This window comes from Ideonella sp. (genome assembly GCF_041287625.1).
In the GTDB taxonomy this organism is placed as follows: domain Bacteria; phylum Pseudomonadota; class Gammaproteobacteria; order Burkholderiales; family Burkholderiaceae_C; genus Ideonella.
Genome location: NZ_JBGGNH010000027.1, coordinates 49492 through 68909 on the forward strand (window position 1 = coordinate 49492; position 19418 = coordinate 68909).

A 19418-nucleotide genomic window follows, 5' to 3' on the forward strand; every position below is an offset into this window, starting at 1 on the left:
CCTGAGGCAAGACAAGCAACAGCCGGGCCGGGCGGAATGTGACGTTTTCAGTCGTCTGCCAGGCCTGCGCTGTCGGGGGATGCAGTCAGCAGCGCGATGCTCGCACGCAGCCGCCACAGCAGCATCAGGGCGGGTGCTGCCAACAGCGTCGAAACAATGAAAAAAGCCGGCCAGCCAATGGATTCGGCCAAAACCCCGGCCAGCGGGCCGACCCAGACCCGGCCCACCGAGGCAAACGAGATCAGCAGCGCGTACTGCGTGGCGGTGAAGCGCTGGCTGCACAGGCTCATCAAGAGTGCGACAAAGGCCGCGGTGCCCATGCCGCCCGAGAGGTTCTCGAAGGCAATCACCATCAGCAGGCCGCCATCCACCGGCGTGTCCTGCACCAGCTTCACGAAGCCCCAGTCGAAGGCCGGAATGACCAGGCCGGGCATCAGGCCCTTGCCGGCCACGGCCAGCCACCAGTAGCCCAGATTGCTGACCATCTGCAGCACGCCAAACAGCATCAGCGCCCGCCACAGGCCCAGCCGCAGCATCAAGGCGCCGCCCAGCAAGGCGCCGCCAATCGTCAGCCACAGGCCGACGATCTTGTTGACCACGCCAACCTCGGCCGCGCTGAACAGCATGCTCTTCAGCAGGAAGGGCGTCATCAGGGAGTAGGCAAAGGCGTCGCCCAGTTTATAGAGCACGATGAACAGCAGGAAGGCGACGGCGCCCGGCTGGGCGAAGTAGCTGTTCAGGCCGTTGATCAGGGTTTCGAAGCGCGCTTTGCGGGCCGCCCACGCGGCCAGCGGCACGGTCACGGCCAGGCCCATCAGCAGCCCGGCCAGGTCCATCCAGCGCTGTTGCAGCGTGGCCGCCATCGTGTTGCCGGCGAACAGCGGCGTCATCGCCCAGTGCGCCAGCGGGTTCCAGACCTGGTCGGTCAGCACGTAGCCCACCGCTGCAGCGGCGCAGACTGCGAAGAACCCCACCACGTCGTGCCGGGCCACGCTGCTCGGCACGGCGGCATGGCGCAGGCGCGGCAGCAGCACGGCGCTGAAGACGGCGGCGCCGGCCATCAGCGCGGCCATCAGGCGGTAGACCGAAGGCCAGCTCCAGCCGCCGCCTTGCGCGGCATCGGTCCAGATCAGCGCCAGCCCGCCGGAGACGATCATCGCCAGCCGGTAGCCCATCACGTTCAGCGAAGAGCCCAGGCCGCGCTCGCGCTGAGGCAGCAGGTCGGTCTGGTAGGCGTTGATCACCACGTCCTGCGAGGCCGACAGGAAGGCGATGGCCACGGCGACGAGCGCAAACAGCTGCAGTGAGTCCTTGGGCGGAATGGCGGCCAGCAACAAGAGGCCGCCGGCCAGCAGCAGCTGCGTGAGCACCATCCAGCCGCGCCGCCGGCCGAGCAGCGGCAGCTCGAAGCGGTCCATCAGCGGGGCCCAGAGGAACTTGAAGGTGTAGGGCAGGCCGATCAGGCTGAGAAAGCCGATGGTCGCCAGGTCCAGCCCTTCGATGCTGAGCCAGGCCTGCAAGGCCTGGCCGGTGAGGGCCAGCGGCAGGCCGGAGGCAAAGCCCAGCACGGTGACGACGAACAGCCGGTGCGCGGTGCCAAGCCGCTGGTGGGCCGGGGAGGAAACAGCTTCGGGCGCGGCCAGCGGCGGTTGGTTGGGCATGCGCGCGATTCTAGGAGCCGCGCACCCTCGCCCGACCTGTCAAAGGACCGTCAGCTCAGCGCGGGTCCCAGCGGCCCGGGCGCTCGCGCCAGCCGCGGCCGGCCGGTTCCCAGGCATGCGGCACGTAGCGGTAACCCGCACGCGGCGCCTCCCAGTGGCCGGCATTCCAGTAGTGCTGGTTGGCGCGCCAGCCCCAGAAGCCACCGATCCACAGCCAGCCCAGCGCTGGCGCGGGAGTGATGACTTCGTAGCGCGGCGGCGGTGGCGCCACGTCCACCACCACGCTGCCGCCGTAGTTGTCATAGGCCGGGCCGTTGTTGTAGTAGCCGTGGTCCACATAGCCGCCGCCATAGCCGCGGGCGGGCAGGGGGGCGACCACGCATCCGCTCAGTGCGGCGGCAGCGGCCAGGACCAAGGCGGCGGCCGGGGCGGTGCGCAGCAGGGAACGTGAAGCGGGAAGGGGTCGCATAGAGGTGTCTCCAACAGCGTGATTCACCCCTGCCCAACGCCTCGCCGCGCCCTGCCGATGACCGCGGCAGCCCGGATTTACACGCCAGACATCACGTTTCCAGGCGTCACAAGCTAGGCGAGCTTGTGCAGCGTGTCCCGAAAGCGCCTGGCGTTGTCCACGTAATGCGCGGCGCTGCCCATCAGTCCGGCGATCTGCTCGGGTGAGAGTGCGCGCTTGACCACTGCCGGGCTGCCGACGATCAGCGAGCCGTCCGGAAAGCTCTTGCCTTCGGTGACCAGCGCACCGGCGCCGACCAGGCAGTTTTTACCGATCACCGCGCCGTTCAGCACCACCGCGCCAATGCCGATCAGCGAGCCGTCGCCCACGGTGCAGCCATGCAGCATCACCTTGTGGCCGATGGTCACGTCACTGCCAATCGTCAGCGGCTTGCCGGCGTCCGAATGCAAGACGCTGGCTTCCTGGATGTTGGTGCGCGCGCCGATGCTCACCGGCTCGGGCTGGTCGCCGCGGATCACCACGCCGAACCACACGCTGCTGTCCTCGCCCAGCTCGACCCGGCCGATCACCTGGGCCGAATCGGCCACCCAGGCCGAGTCCGGCACCACCGGCTGCAAGCCGTCCACTTCATACAAGGCCATGTCGTCTGTCTCCTGTTGGTGGAATGGGGTGGCGGCTTCAGGGCGCCGAAGCCGCCGCGCTGGCGGCGGGCAGCGGCAGCAGCGCGCCGGCGGCCTCGGCGGCCGACGCCTCCTCCTCCGGGGTGGCCGGCGCGCCCACATGGGCAAGGAAGCTGCCATCGGCATATTCGTTGTAGACCCAGTCGCCGCCGGACTCTTGCACGCCTTCCGGTGGCGTGTAGGCCTGCACCGGCACGCCTTTGAGCACCTTGTCCATGTAGCTGATCCAGATCGGCAGCGACAGGCCGCCGCCCGATTCGCGGCTGCCCAGGCTGCGCGGGTCGTCATAGCCCATCCAGACGATGGCCACCACCGAGGGCTGGAAGCCGGCGAACCAGGCATCGACCGCGTCGTTGGTGGTGCCCGTCTTGCCGTAGATGTCCGGCCGCTTCAGCGCGGCCTGGGCGCGTGCCGCGGTGCCGCTGCGGGTGACTTCGTTGAGCAGGCTGTCGGTGAGGAAGACATTGCGCGCCGGCACCACACGGCGGCTGTCGTCCAGCGCGACCGGGGCCGGCGCTTCGTACAGCGTCTTGCCCTGCGCATTGGTGATGCGCTCGATGACCAGCGGGTCGACCTTGTAGCCGCCGTTGGCCAGCACCGCGTAGGCGCCGGCCATCTGCAGCGGCGTGACGCTGCCGGCGCCCAGCGCGAAGGTCAGGTTGTCGGGCTGCTTGTCGGCATCAAAACCGAAGCGCGAGACCCACTCGCGTGCATCGGCCAGGCCCACGTGCTGCAGCAGCCGGATGCTGACCAGGTTCTTGGACTTGGCCAGTGCGCGGCGCAGGCTCATCGGCCCGTCGAACTGGCCGTCCGAGTTCTGTGGGTTCCAGTTGGCCGGTGCGCTGCCGTCGGCCAGCGTCAGCGGTTCGTCGTCAATCACGCTGGCCGGCATCACGCCATGTTCCAGTGCAGACGAATACAGGAAAGGCTTGAAGCTGGAGCCGGGCTGGCGCCAGGCCTGGGTCACGTGGTTGAACTGCTGGCGCGTGAAGTCGAAGCCGCCGACCAGCGCGCGCACGCGTCCGGTCTGCGGATCCAGCGAGACAAACGCGCCTTGCGCTTCGGGCCACTGCGCCAGCGTCCAGCTGCCTTGCGCGTCGTCGCCCTTGGCGCCAGGTTTCGCGTCCACATGCGAGACACGGATCACCGCGCCGCGCTCCAGCACCAGGTCCTTGGCCGCCTTCGGTTTCAGGCCGGGCTGGCCCAGTCGCAGGCCGTCGCCGCTCAGGCGAATGTTCTCGCCGGTGGCCAGCTGGGCCACCACTTCCTTGGGGCTGGCCTTCAGCACCAGCGCCACGCGCAGGTCCTCGTCGTCGCGGTAGTCCTTGAGGATTTGCGCGGCCTGGACTTCGCCGTCGTCGGCGTTGTCGGGCAGATCCTCGTTGTCCTCGGGGCCGCGCCACGGCTGCTTGCGTTCATGGTCCAGCACGCCGCGGCGCAGCGCGCTCCAGGCGACCTGCTGGTCGGCGGCGATCAGCGAGGTGTAGACCTTGAATCCTTCCGTGTAGGCCTGCTCGCCATAGCGCTCGAAGACCACCTTGCGCGCCATCTCGGCCACGTGCTCGGCATGCACGTCCACTTGTGTCTGCGAGCGGATCACCAGCTTCTCGGCCTTGGCCTGCTCGTACTGCGCCTGGTCGACCACGCCGGTGGCCAGCATGCGCGCCAGCACCACGTGTTGCCGCGTCGTGGCGCGTTCGAAATTGGTCAGCGGGTTGGCATAACCGGGGTTCTGGGGCAGGCCGGCCAGCATCGCGCATTCGGCAGTCGACAGCTGCGCCAGCGGCTTGCCGAAATAGACCTGCGAAGCGGCACCGAAGCCGTAGGCCCGGTGGCCGAGGTAGATCTGGTTCATGTACAGCTCGAGGATCTGGTCCTTGTCGAGCTGGTGTTCGATCTTCAGCGCCAGCAGCGCCTCCTTCAGCTTGCGCTCCAGCGTGCGGCGCGACGACAGGAAGAAGTTGCGCGCGACCTGCTGGGTGATGGTGGACGCGCCCTGGCGCATGCCACCCGGCGTCACGCTGGCCACCAGCGCGCGCAGCACGCCGATCGGGTCGATGCCGCCATGCTCGCGAAAACGCGCGTCTTCGACCGCCAGCAGCGCGTCCTGCATCTGCTTGGGAATCTGCGCGATCGGCAGGTACTGCCGCCGCTCCGAGCCGAACTGGGCGATTTCCACGCCGTCGCGCGTGAAGACCTGCAGCGGCTGGCGCGGCTGGTAGTCGGTCACCCGGTCCAGCGCCGGCAGCTGCGGGTAGATCACCGCGATTGAGATCACCAGCACCAGCAGCAGCGCGCTGAAACCGGCGCCCAGCATCAAACCCAGCTTGGCCCAAGGGCTTTGCGGCCAGTTGGCCGGCCAGCGGCTCCACAGCTTTCGCCACAGCGCAGCCGCCTGCTGGCGCAGCGCGGCCGGGTCGAAGTGCAGCCGTCCGCGCTGGCGGGTGGGCGGCACGGCACGGCGGGCATCGCGGTGCGCGGGGCAGGAGGCAGTGACACGCATCAGGTCGGATCCTGGAACTTACGGCCGACCGATTATCGGCATGCCGCCAGGTCGCCCGCCGTCAAGCCCCGAAGTGGCAGGTGCATGGCCCGCTCTTTGGCCTGACGCGCGAGCCGCAAGCCCGCTAGCATGCCGCCAGCCCGAGCACGGCCCGGGCGAGGAGTGAGTTGCATGCCCGCCTGGTTGAATGCCCTGAACCGTCTGATTCCGTTGCGCTACCTCACGCTGGTGGCCTGCGTGCTGCTGGCGCTGGTCAGCTGGGTCGCCCTGGGTGTGGCCGGCCATGGCGGCAGCTGGACCGTGGCGCTGCTGGTCGGCCTGGCCGGGCTGGTGCTGGGCGTGCGCGACCTTCGCCAGACGCGCCATGCGGTGCTGCGCAACTACCCGGTGATCGGCCACCTGCGCTTCCTGCTGGAGTTCATCCGGCCGGAAATGCGCCAGTACTTCATCGAGAGCGACAACGAGGCCGCGCCGTTTTCGCGCCAGCAGCGCTCGCTGGTTTACCAGCGGGCCAAGGGCGACCCGGACAACCGGCCGTTCGGCACCCAGCTCGACGTGCAGCGCGAGGGCTACGAATGGATCAACCATTCGCTGCTGCCCACTGTGCTCGAGTCGCACGACTTTCGCATCACCATCGGCGCTGCCAGCGCCCAGCCTTACCAGGCCAGCGTGTTCAACATCTCGGCGATGAGCTTCGGCGCCTTGAGCGCCAACGCCATCCTGGCGCTGAACGGCGGCGCACGGCGCGGCAACTTCATGCACGACACCGGCGAAGGTTCGATCAGCGTGCACCACCGCGTGCATGGCGGCGACCTGGTGTGGGAGATCGGCTCGGGTTACTTCGGCTGCCGCGACGAGTCCGGCCGCTTCAGCGAGGAGCGCTTCACCGCCAACGCCCGGGAGCCGCAGGTCAAGCTGATCGAGCTGAAGCTTTCGCAAGGCGCCAAGCCAGGCCATGGCGGCGTGCTGCCCGGCCCGAAGGTCACGGCCGAGATTGCGGCGGCGCGTGGCGTGCCCGAAGGCGTGGCCTGCATCTCGCCGTCGTCCCACAGCGCCTTTTCAACGCCGGTCGAGATGCTGCAGTTCATTGCCAAACTGCGCGAGCTTTCGGGCGGCAAACCAACCGGCTTCAAGCTCTGCATCGGCCATCCGTGGGAATGGTTTGCGCTGTGCAAGGCCATGCTGGAAACCGACCTGCTGCCGGACTTCATCGTGGTGGACGGCGCCGAAGGCGGCACTGGCGCCGCGCCGCTGGAGTTCACCGACCACGTGGGCGCGCCAATGCAGGAAGGCCTGCTGCTGGTGCACAACAGCCTGGTCGGCCTGGGCCTGCGCTCGCGCATCCGCATTGGCGCTGCCGGCCGCATCGTCAGTGCCTTTGACATTGCACGTGCGATGGCGCTGGGCGCCGACTGGTGCAACTCCGGCCGCGGTTTCATGTTCGCGCTGGGTTGCATCCAGGCCCAAAGCTGCCACACCGGCAATTGCCCGACGGGGGTGGCCACGCAGGATCCGGTGCGCCAGCGCGCACTGGTCGTGCCCGACAAGATCGAGCGCGTGACCCGTTTCCACCGGAACACGCTGCACGCGCTGAAGGAGCTGGTGCAGGCCGCCGGCCTGCACCACCCGAACGCCATCTCGGCCCGCCACATCGTGCGCCGCACCGCGGGCGACCAGATCCGCCTGCTGTCCACGCACCTGCAATTCCTCAAGCCCGGCGAACTGCTGGCCGCCGCCGCCGGCCAACAGCCGTGGCCACACAAGGTGTTCGAGATGTACTGGCCGATGGCCCGCGCCCACAGCTTCCAGGCTGCGGAGGCCGAGTTGGAGGCAGCAGGCTGACTTTCAGCTGCTGTCCATTTTCACGCCGACAGAAGGAGGGCCGCGAACGGCAACTTCCGTGTGGTCCTCTTGCTTGGGTGGCTCCCCAAAGCGGTACTTTCTGCCGAGCACCTGGTGACCTTACGTGTGGCGCACGCTTTCTGCTGAAGCGCGCTTGGCCGCAGCCGAAACTGCGAGCCAGGGGCGGGCAATCAATCGCCAAACGCAAAGGTTGAAACCCTGCAGCTAGATCAAGGTTTCGTCATCAATTGAAAAGACAAAGGCTCCGCCCACACGGAATCCGTTCCAATATCGAACCGAACATTGGATTTCTCGAACTGCCTCATCATCGATACACAAATGGCAAGGGCATCGGAAATCGATGCTGGCGCGTGTTCACCGGGGCAGTTGTACGAGACAAAATTGACGCCATCTTCCCGAGGCTTCTCGATGGACGTGTTGAACGCCGTAAACCCTTCCCAGGCGATGACATAGCCGCCATCAGTGCCCGAGCCATCCTTGTTGAACTTGATATACGGCAAAGCATAGTAGAGGCCGCCGCTCAGCGGCGCGTCAAGGTCAACGTGATAAATCACCTTGACTTTGGAGCCCACCTTCAGGAATGACGGGGGCTCGAAGCCCTCCGTGGTGCTCCGGACTTTGGCAATCAGCTGCCACTGCTGAATTTCGGCGTGGGTTGACATGGACATCAACGTCATTACCAACGCGGCTGCCAGAATGTGTTGTCGTTGCATTGAACTCTCCCTGTAAATGGATTTGCGCGATGGGGTCGGCCGACATCGCTTGGTCGAGTTTATTGCAACGGCTTCGGTTGTGGAATCGTCAAATTGTCGAGCTCCTGCAGTTTGCGTGCAGGCTGGGGTTTGTCCTTGAGTCAGTTCGCGACGAAGCATCGCCACCTTGCAATTCCCATCCCGTTTGCGCAGGTCGTAGCAGACAGGCGCCGGCAGGAATTTGGAATGCCAAGCTTCGGGGGCGTCCGCGCCCTTCATTACGGAGAACGAGCGCATCGGCAGGTTGATGCGGCGGCCTTGTTCGCTGAACGCGAGGTGGCTCAACTGTTTGTAGCACAGGCCGACATGTGCCGGCTTTCCGAGGGCAGCGTCCGACGCGTTTTAAGCAGGCACGGTATCGATGAAGCTCTGCCGGGCCGCGAGCTTGTCGTAGAGCTTCTGGAGATTCGGGTAGGGCGTGCGCCAGTCGATCTCGGGGTAGCGGAAGTCCAGGTAGCCGAGCGCGACGCCGACGGCGACGTCGGACAGCGTGAAGTGGATGCCGACGCAGAAGGGCTTGTCGCCCAGGCCGCGGCTCATGGCCGCCAGTGCGGATTGCACCCGCGCCATGTAGCGGTCGATCCAGGCCTGCGAGCGTTGTGCTTCGGTGCGGCCGGCCCAGTGCTTTTCCAGCCGGGCAGTGATGCTGGCGTCCAGCAGGCCGTCGGCCAGCGCTTCCCAGGTGCGCACTTCCACCCGCTCGCGGCTGTTGGCGGGAATGAGCTTGCCGACCGGCGACAGCGTGTCGACGTATTCGACGATGACGCGCGAGTCGAACACCGCCTCGCCGCCTTCCATCACCAGGCAAGGCACCTTGCCCAGCGGGTTGGCGGCCAGGATGGCGTCATTGCCCCAGACGTCCTCCAGCACGAACTGGCAATCCAGCTTTTTCTCGGCCAGCACGACGCGTACCTTGCGAACGTACGGGCTGGTGAGTGATCCGATCAGTTTCATGCTTGTTGTCGTCTTTGGGCTGTCCCTTGGCGGCGATTCTATCGAAGCTGCCCATGGGCCCGCCGAGGGGCCTCGCTGGCTGCCCCCGTAAAATGAGGCGCTTCGCAGACGCGCCCCGCGTGTGCGCCTTGCCTGGCTTGCGCCCCCGCTCCTATGCAGAACTCCTCCTCGCCGTCCTCGCTGTCATCCCATTCGGCCCTGATGGCCCTGTCCCCGCTGGATGGCCGCTACGCCGCCAAGGTCGCGCCGCTGCGCCCGCTGCTGTCCGAGTACGGCCTGATGCACCGCCGCGTGCAGGTCGAGGTCGAGTGGTTCATTGCCTTGTCCGACGCCGGCTTGGCCGGTTTTGCGCCGCTGTCCGAAGCCTCTCGCGGTCTGCTGCGCGGGCTGGTGGCGCGCTTCTCGGAGGCCGATGCGCAAGCCATCAAGGACATCGAAAAGACCACCAACCACGACGTCAAGGCGGTCGAATACTGGCTCAAGGCCCGTTTCGAGCAGAACGCCGAGCTGACCGCCGCGGCCGAGTTCGTGCACTTCGCCTGCACCAGCGAAGACATCAACAACACCAGCCACGCGCTGATGCTGAAGGCCGCGCGCAGCGAGGTGCTGCTGCCCGGGCTGGAACGTGTCATTGCCCAGCTGACCGACATGGCGCACGGCTTCGCCGATGTGCCCATGCTCTCGCGCACCCATGGCCAGACGGCCAGCCCGACGACGGTGGGCAAGGAATTCGCCAACGTCGTGGCCCGCCTGCAGCGTGCCCGCGAGCGCATTGCCGAGGTGCCGTTGCTGGCCAAGATGAACGGCGCGGTGGGCAACTACAACGCCCACTCGGTCGCCTACCCGGACAAGGACTGGGAGGCCTTCTCGCGCCAGGTCGTCGAGAGCGGCCTGGGGCTCACGTTCAACCCGTACACCATCCAGATCGAGCCGCACGACTACATGGCCGAGCTGTTCGACGCGGTGACGCGCTGCAACACCATCCTGATCGACTTCTCGCGCGACGTGTGGGGCTACATCTCGCTGGGCTACTTCAAGCAGAAGTTGAAGGACGGCGAGGTCGGCTCCTCGGCCATGCCGCACAAGGTCAACCCGATCGACTTCGAGAACGCCGAGGGCAACTTCGGCCTGGCCAATGCACTGCTGGCCCACTTGAGCCAGAAGCTGCCGATCAGCCGCTGGCAGCGCGACCTGACCGACTCCACCGTGCTGCGCAACATGGGCGTGGCGCTGGGCTACGCGGTGCTGGCGCACGAATCGCTGTCGCGCGGCCTGGGCAAGCTGGAGATCAACACCGCGGCGCTGTCCGCCGACCTGGACGGCGCCTGGGAAGTGCTGGCCGAGGCCATCCAGACGGTGATGCGCGCCCATGCATTGCCGCAGCCCTACGAGCAACTCAAGGCCTTCACCCGCGGCAAGCCGATGACACGCGACATGATGCAAGGCTTCATTGCCAACCTGGCGCTGCCGCAGAGCGAAAAAGACCGCCTGCTCGCGATGACCCCGGGCCGCTACGTCGGCCTCGCCGCAGCGCTGGCAAAACGGGTCTAAACGGTAACGAAATGCAAGGGGGCCGGGGTGCGTGCCCCGCGTCCCGCAAAAGCACGTCAGGCCGGCAGCGGATTCACTTGTTCGGTCACCCCTGCGGCAGGGGGCGCTCATTAGAATCGCCCCATGCATTTTGCTTCCCAGCTGGCGCGCGCCACCGCTCGCCACGAATCCCTGCTGTGCGTTGGCCTGGACCCGGACCCGGCGAAATTCCCCGCCGGCCTGCGCGGCGATCCCTCCCGCATCTTCGATTTTTGCGCCCGCATCGTCGACGCGACCAAGGACCTGGTCTGCGCCTTCAAGCCGCAGATCGCCTATTTCGCCGCCCACCGCGCCGAGGACCAGCTCGAACAGCTGATGGCCTACATCCGGCGCAACGCGCCCGAGGTCCCGGTGATCCTGGACGCCAAGCGCGGCGACATCGGCAACACCGCCGAGCAGTACGCCCGCGAAGCCTTCGAGCGCTACCAGGCCGATGCGGTCACCCTGTCGCCCTACATGGGCTTCGACTCGATCGAGCCCTACCTCAAGTTCGACGGCAAAGGCCTGATCCTGCTGTGCCGCACCTCCAACCCCGGCGGCAGTGACCTGCAGTTCAAGCCGCTGGCCAATGGCGAGCGCCTGTTCGAGGAGGTGGCCCGCCAGGCGGCTGGCAAGTGGAACCGCGACGGCCGGCTCGGTCTGGTCGTTGGCGCCACCTTCCCGGCGGAGCTGGCGCGGGTGCGCGAATTGGCGCCCACTTTGCCGCTGCTGATCCCCGGCGTGGGCGCCCAGGGTGGCGACGCTGCGGCCACCGTCGAGGCTGGCTGGCGCCCCGAGGCGCCCATCATCGTCAGCTCCTCGCGTGCCGTGCTGTACGCCGGCAGCGGCGAGGACTTTGCCCAGCAAGCCCGCGCCGCGGCGCAGGCCACACGCCTTGAGCTGCGCGGCGCGCAAAGCGCCTTGCTGGCCCGCTTGTCGTGAAGTCGCCGCAGTTTGCAGTCCCCGCCAGGTCGGCCCAGCCGACCGGCGCGGCGGCGCACTGACCCGCGCCCGTCGAGCAGGTCGTCGTCATGGCTCGCCGTCCTGCTCGCCTGACCCCTCCCGCGGCGTCGCACCTGCGTGCGATTTCGCGCTGGCGCGCGCTGGCCGGCGCCGGCACCAGCGGCTTGCTGCTGGCGCTGGCCGCGATGTCGCTGTGGCAGCTGTACCCCGGCGAATGGCCGGCGCCGCTGCGCTGGGGCCTGGGGGCGCTGATCGGCGTGGCCGGCGGCGTGTGGCTCAGCGTGCGGCTGCAGCGCAGCCGGGCCGTCGCCCAGCCCGAGGTTCTGCCCGTGGCGGCACCTGCTGCGGCAGCCTCGCCTGTCCGCGACCCGCTGGCCGCCGGCTTGCTTGCCATGACCGCCGACGCGGTGCTGACGCTGGACGACCAAGGCCGCTTGCTGGGCCTGGTCGAACAGGACGGCCGGCAGCGCCTGGCCGCGCTGGGCGCGTTGACCGGCCAGCCCCTGTGGGCCTTGCCTGGCGCACGGCTTTCGCCGCGTGACCTGCCCGCACTTCAGCGTGCGCTGAAGGAAGGTCGGCCCTGGCGCGACCTGGACTGGCATTGGCAGGCGCCTGACGGCCACGCCTGGCATTTCGCCCTCAGCGGCCTGCCGCGCCACGGCAGCGGCGGCCGCTTGCTGGGTTTTGGTGCCGTGCTGCGCGACCTGCGTGGCGAGCAGCGCTTCCAGGCCTTGTTTGCCGAACTGCCGCAGCCGCTGCTGCTGCACCGTGGCGCCCGGCTGCTGGACGCCAACCCGGCAGCCCTGCAACTGCTGGGCGTGGCCCAGCGCGAAGCCTTGCTGGCGCGCGACCTGCTCGAAAGCTTTGCGCCTGGCGACAGCCGGGCACAGGTGGCGCGCCAGTTCGAGGCCGCGCGCAGGCAGCCTGCGGGCGCTTCACCGCTGATCGGCCGCTTCCTGCTGGACGCGGCTGGTGGCGTGCCGCAGCCGGTGCAGGTGCGCAGCCAAGTGCTGGACGGTGGTGGCGCCGGCGAGGCGCCGGCCACGCTGTCGCTGCTGCTGCCCGAAGACATCGCCTCGCACGGCAGCAGTGGCCGCACGCATGCGCTGATGTCGCACCTGGTCGACACCAGCCCCGACGCGATCACGCTGACCGAGCTGGCCAGCTCGCGCTACGTGATGGTCAACGCCAGCTTCGAGCGCCTGACCGGCTACCGCGCCGCCGATGTCGTGGGCCGCAGCGCGCTGGAGGTCGGCATCTGGGCCCTTCCTTCGCAGCGCGGCGAGCTGCTGGAGGCCTTGCGCCGCCAGCCCACGGTGCTGGACATGCCAGTGGCGCTGAAGGCTCGCAACGGCCGCCGGCTGGAGGTGCTGCTGTCGGCCGCACGCTTCAGCGTCGAGCAGGTCGACTACCTGGTGGTCACCTTGCGCGACGTGACCCAGGTCGAGCAGACCCGGCTGGAGTACCAGGCGATCCTGGACAACGCGCTGATCGGCATCGCGTTTGCGCGCGACGAGCACTTCGTGATGGCCAACCCCCGCTTCGAGGCCATGCTGGGCTGGCCGCCGGGCACGCTGGTCGGCCAGCATGCGGCAGTGATCTGGCCCACCCGGGCCGACCATCTGGAGGCCCAGCGGCGCTTCGATCCGCGGCTGACGGCCGGCGAGCCGATCGAGCTGGAGCACCTGCTCAAGCGGCGCGACGGCAGCGTCTTCCTCTGCCGCCTGATGGCCAAGGCCATCAACCCGCACAAGCCCGGCCCGCGCGGCAACCTCTGGCTGGCCGAGGACGTGACCGAGCGCCGCCAGGTCGAGCAGCAGCTGGCCAAGGCGCGTGATGAGGCCCAGGCCGCCAACCGCGCCAAGAGCGACTTCCTGGCCAACCTCAGCCACGAGATCCGCACTCCGCTGAATGCCTTGCTCGGGCTGGCCCGGCTGGCGCGCCAGCCAGAGGTCGGCGAGCGCCGCCGGCAGGACTACATCGAGCAGATCAGCGAAAGCGCCGAAACCCTGTCGGCCATCATTTCCGACATCCTGGACCTGTCCAAGATCGAGGCCGGCAAGATGCACCTGGAGCACATGCCGTTTTCACTGCAGGCCCTGCTCGACAGCCTCTACCAGGCCTATGGCGCACTGGCCGACACCAAAGGCCTGGCGATGCGCCTGGCCTGCGACGCGGACGTGCCGGCCATCGTCATCGGCGACTCGGTGCGGCTGCGCCAGATCCTCAGCAACTACCTGACCAACGCGCTGAAGTTCACCCAGGCCGGCGAGGTCGTGCTGGCGGTGCAGCGCATCGGTGGCAACGCGCTGCGCTTCGAGGTGCGCGACACCGGCAGCGGCATTGCGCCGGCTTCGCAGGCCCAGCTGTTCACGCCCTTCACCCAGGTGGACAACTCGGTCAACCGGCGTTTTGGCGGCACCGGCCTGGGCCTGTCCATCTGCCGCCAGCTGGCGCACCTGATGGAAGGCGAGGTGGGGATGCTCAGTGAACCGGGCCGCGGCAGCGTGTTCTGGGCCGAGCTGCCGCTGCCCAGCGGCAGCAGCGAGGACCTGGAAGCCAGCACCGGCAGCGGTGGCATGGACCCGGTCAATGGCGCACGCGTGCTGATGGTCGAGGACAACCCGGTCAACATGATGATCTCGGTCGCCCTGCTGGAGCAGTGGGGTGCGCTGGTCACGCAGGCACACGACGGCGCCCAGGCCATTGAGGCAGTGGAGCAGGCCTTTGCGCTGGGCCGGCCTTACGACGTGGTGCTGATGGACGTGCAGATGCCCGGCATCAGCGGCCACGAGGCGACCCAGGTGCTGCGCCGCCGCCACTCGCGCGAACAGCTGCCCATCATTGCGCTGACGGCTGCCGCGCTGGTCTCCGAGCGCAACCAGGCGCTGGCCGAAGGCATGAACGACTTCCTGACCAAGCCCATCGACGCGCAACGCCTGCGCGCTTCGCTGGTGCGCGCGCTGCGCGCCCTGCACGGCGACTCGTGACGGTCCCCTGGGCCCGGCTGCGCCCGGCCCACCCCGAGTTCCTTGCGGCCTCTGTCAGGCGGCCAACGTCAGCGGCAGGCTGCGCAGCCGCTGCCCCGTCAGCGCAAACAAGGCATTCGCCAGCGCTGGTGCCACCGGTGGCACCGCGGGCTCGCCAATGCCGGTCGGCGTGCGGGTGCTGGTGATGAGATGGGTCTCGATCAGCGGGCATTCGCGCAGGCTCAGCAGCGGCTGGTCCGGGAAGTTCTTCTGCTGGACTTCGCCGCCCACGATGTCGATGCGGCCGTAGAGCGCGGCCGTCAGCCCGAACACCACGCTGCTCTCGACCTGTTGGGCCACGATGTCGGGCTGCAGCACGCTGCCGCAGTCCACCGCGCAGACCACGCGCAGCACACGCGGCTTGCCGTCGCTCAGCGTGACTTCCAGCACCTGCGCCACCACCGTGCCGAAGCTCTCGTGCAGCGCCAGCCCGCGGGCGATGCCGGCCGGCAGCGGCTGGCCCCAGCCGGCCTTGTCGGCGGCGCGCTGCAGCACCGCGGCATGGCGCGGCTGGTCGGCCAGCAGGCCCAGCCGGAAGGCCAGCGGGTCGGCCCCGGCGGCATGCGCCAGCTCGTCGACGAAACCTTCGCTGAAAAACGCATTGTGCGAATGGCCGACCGAGCGCCAGTTGCCGATCGGCACGTCGTGCTGCGTGGCGACATGCGCCATGCGCTGGTTCGGCACCGCGTACGGCAGGTCGAACAGGCCTTCGGCCGCGGTCTTGTCCGGCAGGTCCACCGGCCCGGCCAGCTGCGGCGCGTTGCGCGCCATCCAGCGTGGCGTGATCGCGTCGCCGGCGCTGTGGATGCTCAGGGCCTGCAGCTTGCCGTCGGCCGCGAGCACGCCGCGCAACAGCGCCGCGCCGGCCGGGCGGTAGAAGTCGTGCGTGAAGTCTTCCTCGCGTGGCCACAGCAGCTGCACCGGCCGGCCGCCCGTTTCCAGTGCCACGCGCACCGCCTGGCCCACGTGGTCGGTCTCCAGCCGCCGGCCGAAGCCGCCGCCGATCAGCGTCATGTGCAGTTTGACCTTCTCCAGCGGCACGCCGGCCACGCGCGCCGCGAGCTGGCGCGCCATTTCAGGCACCTGTGTCGGCGCCCAGATTTCCACGCCCTGCTCCGTGACCTGCACGGTGCAGTTCATCGGCTCCATCGTCGCGTGGGCCAGGTACGGTGCCTGGTACGCGGCTTCCAGCCGGTGGGCGCCGCCTTGTTCGCCGGCCCGCCAACTGGCCGCCGCGTCTCCCAGGCTGTAGAAGCCAAAACCATGACTGGCGTCGGCCGCGTTGCGCGCGGTCTGCGCCAGGCTGGCGGCAATCGCCGCCGAGTCCAGCGCGCCAGCCGGCCGGCCTTGCCAGCTCGCGTCCATCGCCAGCGCCGCCTGCTTCGCATGCCAGCTGCTGTGCGCTACGACGGCCAGCCCGGCGGTGCTGCCAGCCACCGGCCCCAGCCGCACCACGCGCTGCACGCCGGGCCGGCGCAGCAGCGCGTCCATGTCCACCGCGCCGGGCGCGCCGCCGAGTGCTGGCGCATGGCGCATCACCGCGAACAGCATCTCCGGCAGCCGGGTGTCGATGCCGTAGCGCGCCGTGCCGGTGCTCTTGGCCAGCGTGTCGCTGCGGGGCTGCGGCTTGCCCAGCAGGCGCCACTGGCTGCTGGCTTTGAGTTTGATGCTGCCGGCCGGCACGCTGGCCGCGGCCTCGGCCAGCTCGCCATAGCCGGCGCTGTTGCCGCTGCTGGCGTGTTGCACCACGCCGTCCTGCACCTGGAATTCGTCCACCGGCAGGCGCCAGCGCAGCGAGGCCGCGCCCAGCAGCTGGGCCCGCGCGGTGGCCGCGGCCAGGCGCAGCGGTTCCCAGGCGTCCGCCACGGTGGACGAACCGCCGGTGATCACGATGCCGAGCTCGCGCGCCACCTTGCGCACCATCCACTGGCCCAGCCGCGCGCCGGTGGTCTCATGGCCGGGCTCCAGCGAGCGCGGGTGCACCGGCAGGCTGGCGGCCAGCACCGCCACGTTGCCGTACAGCGTCTCACCCGCGGCCGGCGCGGTGAGCCGCACGCGCGTGGGCGCGACGTCCAGCTCTTCGGCCACCAGCAGCGCCAGCGTGCTGTGCACGCCCTGGCCCATCTCGGCATACGGCATCGCCAGCAGCACGTCGCCGTTGCGCGCGACCTTGATCCAGCCGTTCAGCCCGACCTCGCCCGCCACCGGCGGCAAGGTGTCGGCCCGGCCCAGCCGGCCGCGCGGCGGCAGCCCGCTCCAGCCCACGATCAAGGCACCGGCGCCGGCCAGGCCGGACCACAGCAGCGTGCGGCGCTTCAGCGTCATGCGGCGCTCCGGTCCTGGCCCGCCGAGGCCGTCTTGACGACCGACTTCGCCCCGGGATTGCCGGCCGGCGCCAGCGCCGCCGCCGCGGCATGGATGGCCGCGCGCACCCTCGGGTAGGTGCCGCAGCGGCACAGGTTGGTGATGGCCGCGTCGATGTCGGCGTCTGTCGGCTGTGGCTTCTGGCGCAGCAGCGCCTCGGCCGCCATGAGCATGCCGCTCTGGCAATAGCCGCACTGCGGCACCTGGTGGGTGACCCAGGCCTGCTGCAGCGGGTGCAAACCTGCGCCCGCCAAGCCTTCGATCGTCTTCACGGCCTTGCCCTGCACCGCGCCGACCGGCGTCACGCACGAGCGCACCGCCTGCCCGTCGACCTGCACCGTGCAGGCGCCGCAGGCGGCGACGCCACAGCCGTATTTGGTGCCGGTCAGCCCCAGTTCATCGCGCAGCACCCACAGCAGCGGCATGTCCGGCGGCACGCGTTGCTCGTCGAGGGCATGGGCTTGGGTGTTGACGGTCAACTGCACGGGCGCGTCTCCTACGCTCCTGGAAATAGGAGCGCCGCGAGTTTGGCAGAAGCCGGCCCGCTGCCGACTGTCGCGAGGGTGTCCACCGGTGACAAGCCTGCCCGGACTAACCCGAGGTGACGTGGCGTTTGAAGCTCACTGCCCCTTGAACAGGCCCTGGAAGTGGCGCGACACCGGCAGCTTCTCGCCGCGGCCGCGCAAGCTCAGCAGCATCGTGCCCTCGTCCACCCGCAGCGCGCTGGCGATGTGCCGGTGGTTGACGATCACCGAGCGGTGCACCTGCCAGAACTGCTGCTCGTCCAGCTGGGCCAGCAGCTCCTTCAGCGGCGTGCGGATCAGCGCTTCGCCGGGGCCGGCCTCGTCCTGGTAGACGACCCGTGTGTAGCGCGCGTCCGACTCGAAATACACAACCTGTTCCACCGGGATCAGCCGCACTTCCTTGCCGACGCTGGCCTGGATCATCGGCGCCGGCCGGCGCGTGGGCAGCAGTTGCTGGCTCAGCTGCGCGAGCAGCGCCGTCATGTCCGGCGCCGCGGCGGCAGGCTGCGCGGGCTGCAGCCGCTGCTTGAGCCGCGCCACCGTCTGCGCCAGCCGGGCCGGGTCCACCGGCTTCATCACGTAGTCCACCGCGCCGGCCTCGAAGGCCTGCAGCGCGTGGTCGCCATAGGCGGTGACGAACACCACGTCGGCCCGGCCCTGGATGCGCTGCGCAACCTCGATGCCGCTCAGGCCCGGCATGCGGATGTCCAGGAAACACAGCGCCGGCTCGTGTTCGAGGAAGGCGTCCCAGGCATCCACGCCGTTGACGGCTTCTGCCACCAGTTCCAGCTCCGGCCAGGCTTGGGTCAATGCGGCTTTGAGTTGCCCGCGCGGGGCTTCTTCGTCGTCGGCGATCAGGGCGGTGATGGGGCGCATCGAGTGATCCGGTGTCATGCAGAAAGGGGCAGGGACAGCAGCGCGCGGCAGCCGCCTTCGGCGCGGTTGCCGAGGCTCAGTTCGGCGCGTTGGCCAAAGGCCTGTGCGAGCCGGGCGCGGCTGTTGACCAGGCCGACGTGGCCTTCGGCCGGGCCGGGTTGCAGCGGCAGGCCGGGGCCGTCGTCGTCAATGGCGATGCAGAGCTGGCCGGCTTCGCGCCAGGCGCTGATCTGCACGCTGCCACCGGCCAGTTGCGGCGAGATGCCGTGTTCCACCGCGTTTTCGACCAGCGTCAGCAACAGGCCCGGTGGCAGCGCGCTGGCGCCCAGCGCCGGCTCGGCGCGGATCTCGAAGCGCAGCCGCTCGCCCAGGCGCGCCTGCATCACTTCGAGGTAGCGACGCACGGCTTCCAGCTCCTGGTCCAGCCTCAGCAGCGGGCGGTCGAACAGCGGCAGCGTGGCGCGCAGGTAGCCGGTCAGCGAGTCCAGCAGCGGCGCGGCGCGCGGGTCGCTGCTGGCTACCCAGTGCTGCAGCGAGGCCAGGGTGTTGAACAGGAAATGCGGCTGGATCTGCGCGCTGCCGAGCTGGCGCGCCATTTCCAGCGCGCGCTCGCGTTCGTCCAGTTCGGCCAGGCGCAGCGCGATGTGCTGGCTGCGGTGCATGGCGGTGAACCACAGCCCCACCATGCCCATGCCGAACAGCGCGCCCAGCACGCCGGGGCCGGCCGGCGCGTGGGACAGGTTCTGCGCGGTGTGCAGCACCTGCCCGAAGGATCCGCCGTGGGTGAGCATCGGCACCAGCAGGAAGCCGCTCGCGGTGGCCATGGGCATCACGTAATAGGCCCAGCGCCCGGCTCGGCAGCCGGGGTCATGCCACAGCGCCCACAGGCCGCCGAGCAGGCCCAGCAGGTAGAAGCCCATCACGAACCAGATCGGCGCGGGCACCATGGCATGGAAGGCGACCGCGTACATCGCCATCACGAAGATCACGTTGAACAGCACCGCGCCGACGATGGAGGGCGACGGGCCGTGCGGCACGGCGCGCGCCAACTCGGCCATCGTGAAGCGCCGCCTGGGCAGCATCATCATCACGCAGCGCCAGTCGAACCAGCGGGCGTCGGAGGGCACGGCGGCGAAGGCCACATCATTCTTTGGGGGCGCGGGACCCTTTCCCGTTTGGGCTGAGCCCTCCGCCGTTCGGGCTGAGCCCTC

At 69.0% G+C, this 19418-nt stretch carries 14 protein-coding genes; 4 read left to right on the top strand and 10 right to left on the bottom strand.

Annotated elements, in window-relative coordinates:
• Positions 1-47 precede the first annotated feature (47 nt).
• From ACAH41_RS10225 to ACAH41_RS10240, 4 genes are all read right to left on the bottom strand, one after another.
• Positions 48-1661 (bottom strand): MFS transporter, encoded by a 1614-nt coding sequence (locus ACAH41_RS10225; protein ID WP_325656098.1) that lies wholly within the window; start codon positions 1659-1661, stop codon positions 48-50.
• 55 nt (positions 1662-1716) lie between these two features.
• Positions 1717-2130: a hypothetical protein gene (locus tag ACAH41_RS10230; protein WP_325656100.1), complete on the bottom strand. Its 414-nt coding sequence runs from the start codon at positions 2128-2130 to the stop codon at positions 1717-1719.
• Positions 2131-2243: 113 nt separating this feature from the next.
• Positions 2244-2771 carry a gamma carbonic anhydrase family protein gene (locus ACAH41_RS10235; protein ID WP_325656102.1) on the bottom strand — a complete coding sequence of 176 codons (528 nt, stop codon included), beginning with the start codon at positions 2769-2771 and terminating at the stop codon, positions 2244-2246.
• 37 nt (positions 2772-2808) lie between these two features.
• On the bottom strand, positions 2809-5313 hold the full coding sequence (locus ACAH41_RS10240) for a PBP1A family penicillin-binding protein (protein ID WP_325656104.1): 2505 nt from the start codon (positions 5311-5313) through the stop codon (positions 2809-2811).
• Between the two features lie 171 nt (positions 5314-5484).
• Between ACAH41_RS10240 and ACAH41_RS10245 the strand changes: the two genes are divergently transcribed.
• Complete coding sequence (locus tag ACAH41_RS10245) at positions 5485-7155, top strand: FMN-binding glutamate synthase family protein (protein WP_325656106.1); 1671 nt, start codon at positions 5485-5487, stop codon at positions 7153-7155.
• A 230-nt stretch (positions 7156-7385) separates the two neighbouring features.
• Here ACAH41_RS10245 and ACAH41_RS10250 read toward each other — a convergent pair whose 3' ends face one another.
• Complete coding sequence (locus ACAH41_RS10250) at positions 7386-8213, bottom strand: hypothetical protein (protein ID WP_325656108.1); 828 nt, start codon at positions 8211-8213, stop codon at positions 7386-7388.
• 57 nt (positions 8214-8270) lie between these two features.
• Entirely contained in the window at positions 8271-8882 is a 612-nt protein-coding gene (locus ACAH41_RS10255; protein ID WP_325656110.1) for a glutathione S-transferase N-terminal domain-containing protein, read from the bottom strand.
• A 153-nt stretch (positions 8883-9035) separates the two neighbouring features.
• Here ACAH41_RS10255 and purB point away from each other — a divergent pair, with 153 nt between their 5' ends.
• The 3 genes from purB (at position 9036) to ACAH41_RS10270 (ending at position 14404) form a co-directional block, all read left to right on the top strand.
• On the top strand, positions 9036-10433 hold the full coding sequence (gene purB / locus ACAH41_RS10260; protein ID WP_325656112.1) for an adenylosuccinate lyase: 1398 nt from the start codon (positions 9036-9038) through the stop codon (positions 10431-10433).
• 123 nt (positions 10434-10556) lie between these two features.
• The gene (gene pyrF / locus ACAH41_RS10265) at positions 10557-11393 is read left to right on the top strand and encodes an orotidine-5'-phosphate decarboxylase (protein WP_325656114.1); all 837 of its coding nucleotides are present in this window, start codon (positions 10557-10559) and stop codon (positions 11391-11393) included.
• An 89-nt stretch (positions 11394-11482) separates the two neighbouring features.
• Entirely contained in the window at positions 11483-14404 is a 2922-nt protein-coding gene (locus tag ACAH41_RS10270) for a PAS domain S-box protein (RefSeq protein WP_325656116.1), read from the top strand.
• A gap of 54 nt (positions 14405-14458) precedes the next feature.
• Here the strand turns inward: ACAH41_RS10270 and ACAH41_RS10275 are convergent, their stop codons facing one another.
• From ACAH41_RS10275 to ACAH41_RS10290, 4 genes are all read right to left on the bottom strand, one after another.
• Entirely contained in the window at positions 14459-16768 is a 2310-nt protein-coding gene (locus ACAH41_RS10275; RefSeq protein WP_325656118.1) for a molybdopterin cofactor-binding domain-containing protein, read from the bottom strand.
• Positions 16765-17292, bottom strand: coding sequence for a (2Fe-2S)-binding protein (locus ACAH41_RS10280; RefSeq protein ID WP_370538279.1), 528 nt, complete (start codon positions 17290-17292; stop codon positions 16765-16767). The genes ACAH41_RS10275 and ACAH41_RS10280 overlap by 4 nt, the downstream gene beginning before the upstream one ends.
• A gap of 135 nt (positions 17293-17427) precedes the next feature.
• Positions 17428-18207: a LytTR family DNA-binding domain-containing protein gene (locus ACAH41_RS10285; protein ID WP_325656120.1), complete on the bottom strand. Its 780-nt coding sequence runs from the start codon at positions 18205-18207 to the stop codon at positions 17428-17430.
• A gap of 14 nt (positions 18208-18221) precedes the next feature.
• A complete protein-coding gene (locus ACAH41_RS10290; RefSeq protein ID WP_325656122.1) occupies positions 18222-19349 on the bottom strand; it encodes a histidine kinase in 1128 nt (375 codons plus the stop codon).
• Positions 19350-19418: the final 69 nt, after the last annotated feature.